This window comes from Stenotrophomonas sp. P5_B8 (assembly GCF_054049855.1).
On sequence record NZ_JBFULO010000360.1, the window covers coordinates 1 to 4,096 of the forward strand.

The window sequence follows — 4,096 nt, forward strand, 5'->3', positions numbered from 1 at the left end:
CCTCTCGTTCCAGAAAGGAATCAGCAGCTCGCGCAGCGCCTCACAGTGCGATGCAATCTTCTTTGCAGACGCCTCCCGTTGCTTGCGGGTCATTTTTTCGAAGGGCTCTAGCTCAGCGAGCCCTTTGTGAACGGCGCTGTGGATCCAGTCTTCCAAACTCTCGGGCCGAAACGAGGGCCGCCGTTGCCTACCCTCAAGCGTGCGGAGGCAGAATGCGTATTCGACGGAGTCAGCGAGAGCATCCCGAACCTCGGTAGTTTTTGGATCAACAAATTTCTCGCTGGTCTTCATGTGTCTCGCTCCGTGAACGTGCGCCCTGCGCCCGAAGATGATTGGCAGGGCCACTAACACCATCCCGTGGTGCCACCGCTAAAGTGGCACCCCCAACTACGCCGCGCCCTTTCGCGGCGCTTGTTCGATTGAGATCACTATTCCGCCCTCGCTGCGCGACGCAATGCCTGAGCCTGTTCAAGCAGTCTGTCTAGCACAAATATTTCATCCACGGTCGGCGGCTCTTCCAACTCCATGCATCGGATCAGGAAGGTTCTGACAAATTTCACGCAGAGGCTCGCATCGCCTAAGGCATGCAATTCATCGATACCGGCGGAGACCTTAAGTAGGGGCGCGTTGTCCTGGATCGGTACAGCGCAAAAGCCCGTCTCGATAGTCCTCTTCATCACACACCCCCGCAAGTTGYGATGGGGGCCAGAAGAGTGGCACGCGATAGTGCCAGCAGCACCCCAATAGCGAATAGGAGGCTGCAAAGCCAGTACAGGTTCGCATCCCCATTAGAGGACAGCCAGCGGCTCAAGCAGCCGGGGATTGTGAGGCTAACGGCTGCGTTCGGTTGCGTTCGGTTGCGTTCGACGGCCTGAAGCGAGGCCGGAGCCCGGGAGGGTTGAGTACCCTGGATAGGTGCTATTTGGGCCATGCGCGCCCGTTCACGCGCAAGTTCTATAATGCTGTGATCCATGATCGACTCCTAATAGTCGGTTTTGGTAGGCCGAGCTAGGGGTTCCAGCCCCTTTCTCGGCCGCTTTGTTTCTATGCCTCTGCTTCCTCACTCCTCCCTTGTGGGTGAGCCATTAGGCTCGGTTTTTCCGCATCGGCACGACCTTGCGGCCGTTCTCACGGAGGGTATCCAGGTAGTCAGACCATGCCTGCATCATCTTGCGCCGCTCCGGCAGATGGGTGGCACGGTTGTAGGCCCGCCCCAACGGATCGCGCACAGCGTGTGCTAGCTGGTGTTCGATGTAATCGGGGCGGAACCCCAGCACCTCGTCCAGAACCGTCCGCGCCATTGCCCTGAAGCCGTGGCCGACGATGGTTTTTCCGTCAAAGCCGAGGTTCCGCAGGGCGGCGTTGATCGTGTTCTCGCTCATGGGCCGAGATGCACTCCGGACTCCCGGAAACACGTACTCACTGCGCCGGGTCAGCGGCTGCAGCTCCGCAAGCACCTGCACGGCCTGGTCGGACAGGGGGACGATATGGGGGGTCTTCGTCTTGCTGGTGACGTACCGCCACTCCCCGGCATCTAGGTCGATGTCAGCCCACTTGGCGGCGCGAAGCTCGCCGGGACGCACAAAGAGCAAAGGGGCAAGCCTAAGGGCCGCTTGGGTGACTGGAGAGCCTTGGTAGGAATGGAGGGCCCGCAGCAGTTCGCCAATCTGTTCGGGGTCCGTGAGGCTTGCGAAGTGCTTAGTCCTTGGCTGTTCAAGCGCCCCAGCCAAGTCCTCTGCAGGATTCCGTTCGGCGCGGCCGGTTGCCAGGGCATAGCGGAAGACCCGGCCCGCGTGGGACCGTGCTCGATGGGCAGTTTCGACCACACCCCGCTGCTCAAGCTTACGCAGGGCCGCCAAAAGGATAGGGGCGGTTACGTCGGTGATAGGCGTGGCAGCAATGGCTGCCAGATCCTTTTCAATCAAGCGCCGCTCGCGCTTTACCGAGCCTGGAGACAGCCCCTCTTTGGCCCGCTTGGCTAGCAGCTCTAGGCCGATGGCCCCGAAGGTGCTGTTAACACGGTCAGTGTGAGCCGCTCGCTCGGCCCTGGCCACGTGAGCCGGGTTAGCCCCGCCTCGCAGCAACGCCCGCAGCTTGTCACGCTCGGCTCGAGCCTGCTGGAGCGACATCGACGGGTACTCATCGATGGTGACGATGCTCGCCTTGGAGGCGTACCTGTAGCGGTAGCGCCATGCCTTGGATCCGGACGGCCGCACCTCTATGCAGAGGCCATTGGAATCCGCAACCCGGTAGGGGCGGTCCTTGGCCTTCAGTGCACGTAATTTGGTGTCGGTGAGCATGTGAGTCATCCGCCAGTGAGTCGGGGTAGGAAATCCCCGACCCTTGGCTCACAGCCTGACTCACTTTTTTGCCGGATGCAAGTGGACGTCAATGGACGCCGACGGACGGTATATCGCTAAATTCGGTGCGTTTCCGCGCTTCGTCCGGATGACCGTGGACGTCGCCGGACATCAATGTGGTGGGCCCACCAGGACTCGAACCTGGAACCAAAGGATTATGAGTCCTCTGCTCTAACCGTTGAGCTATAGGCCCCTGCGGCTGCACAGTGTAGTGGAGCCCCCCAGCCGCTTTCCACTGGAAAAAGCCGGCATCAGCCGAAACGCTGCCCCATCGTCTGTACCCGCCGTACGTTTTCCGCAGCCAGTTCCCGCAGTGCCCCCGAACGCAGTAGCGATGAGCCCGCCACACGCTGCCAGTAGTCCACTGCCAGCGGTGCGGCCCATTGCAGGTGCGTAAGCTGCCCGCTTCGATCGGGTACGACGGTAGCCAACGGGCTCGCTGCGCGCAGCACGCCAGTCCGCGACGGAGCCAATGACATCGGCAGCATGTCGTAGGCCGGCGCAAGCGGCAGCGGGCCGCGGTCGGTCAGGTGGAAACCGATGTTGCCCTGGTGCATGTCGCTGTTGCCGATCAGCCGCCCGAACGCATGCAGCCGCCCCACCCGGACGAGCGTGTCGCGATCCACCCAGCCCTGCGCATACAGCAACCCCGCTGCAGTGCCCCAGTCCGCAGTTGCCTCGCCGGTGAAGGCCGATGACAGCGCGAGCAGCGAAACGACGCCGCGCCGCCCGAGCACGTCCACGCTGCGGTCGAAGCGCTGCACCTCCAAGAAGGTATGCGTTTCGGTCTGTAAGAGTTCGGAGACGGCCGCGGGCACTGCAGGGCCAAGTGCTCGCAGACCAGAAGATCCGCCCAGCGCTCGGCCGCCGCGCCGGCAGCGGGCTGGGCGAACTTCACCAGGGCGGCGTAGCGGCCACGTTCGCCCTCGACCGTGGCGGTGAACTTGGGTTGCTCGCCGCCGGGCGACGAGCCGACATCCTCGCCTTCCAGCGCCGCCGCCGCACGCTCCGGGTAGCGATGCGCGCGGTGGGCAGCGAGGACGTGATCGGGCGGGGCATCCAGCGCACGCAACGCGCTCTGCACCGCATCGCCACCGAGCAGCAGGTCGCCGATCTGGGTGCCGCCTGCGCGGACCAGTGCCTGCAGGGTGTCACCCAGCTGCCAACGGCTAAGGTCTTCGGGCACGCCAAGGTCCCGGCCCCGACGGTGCGCGAAGGTGCGACCCAGGAAGCCTTGTGGCCGCAGGTCATCCAGATACCAGGGCAGACCGGGGAAGTGGCCGTCCACGGTGTCATCCGGCGACCGGGTGAGATTGGGTCGTGCCGCGTTGGTCTGGACATGGACGCTCTCGCCCGTGAGTGCCACGACCGTGCCGAGTTCTTCGAGGGTGGCATCGGCCCGTAGCCGGAACAGGGGCCATTCGCTGCCCGCCGGGGTCTGCTGGCGCACGGCATACGCCGTGGCGCGGGTGCGTCCCAGGCGCACGATCCGCTCTCCGGCTTCAGCCACCAGGCGGCTGAGGGTGGTCCGGGTGATGCCCAGGCGATCGACGAGAGCGGCTGCGGAGACCGCTTCGCCGGCGGGCAGGCTGTCGATCAGATCCTGGAGCTGCACGGTACGGGGACGAGGCATTGCCGTGGTTTCGGGACGAATTAAGTTACGAATCCATACGCCACTTCAGCAGAAATGGCAAATTTGATTTCCGATATGGCATTGATTTTAATCGACTTATCTT

General features: G+C 63.2%; 4 protein-coding genes and 1 tRNA gene. 1 reads left to right on the plus strand and 4 read right to left on the minus strand.

Annotation, left to right across the window (positions count from 1 at the left end):
* The 4 genes from ACXJKH_RS16295 to ACXJKH_RS16310 form a co-directional block, all read right to left on the minus strand.
* A partial coding sequence (locus ACXJKH_RS16295; RefSeq protein ID WP_457320859.1) for a hypothetical protein occupies positions 1-291 on the minus strand: 291 nt, incomplete at its 3' end.
* A 794-nt stretch (positions 292-1,085) separates the two neighbouring features.
* Positions 1,086-2,300, minus strand: a complete 1,215-nt coding sequence (locus ACXJKH_RS16300; RefSeq protein ID WP_457320861.1) for a tyrosine-type recombinase/integrase — start codon at positions 2,298-2,300, stop codon at positions 1,086-1,088.
* A 177-nt stretch (positions 2,301-2,477) separates the two neighbouring features.
* Positions 2,478-2,553: transfer RNA gene (locus tag ACXJKH_RS16305), tRNA-Ile, on the minus strand.
* Between the two features lie 58 nt (positions 2,554-2,611).
* Positions 2,612-3,124, minus strand: a complete 513-nt coding sequence (locus ACXJKH_RS16310) for a HipA domain-containing protein (protein ID WP_457320865.1) — start codon at positions 3,122-3,124, stop codon at positions 2,612-2,614.
* Positions 3,125-3,189: 65 nt separating this feature from the next.
* Here ACXJKH_RS16310 and ACXJKH_RS16315 point away from each other — a divergent pair, with 65 nt between their 5' ends.
* The gene (locus ACXJKH_RS16315; RefSeq protein WP_457320863.1) at positions 3,190-3,765 is read left to right on the plus strand and encodes a hypothetical protein; all 576 of its coding nucleotides are present in this window, start codon (positions 3,190-3,192) and stop codon (positions 3,763-3,765) included.
* The last annotated feature ends 331 nt before the right edge of the window (positions 3,766-4,096 follow it).

What these genes read in the sequence shown, in the direction of transcription:
- ACXJKH_RS16300 (WP_457320861.1), bottom strand. Translation starts at nt 2,300, where the DNA reads ATGCTCACCGACACCAAATTACGTGCACTGAAGGCCAAGGACCGCCCC.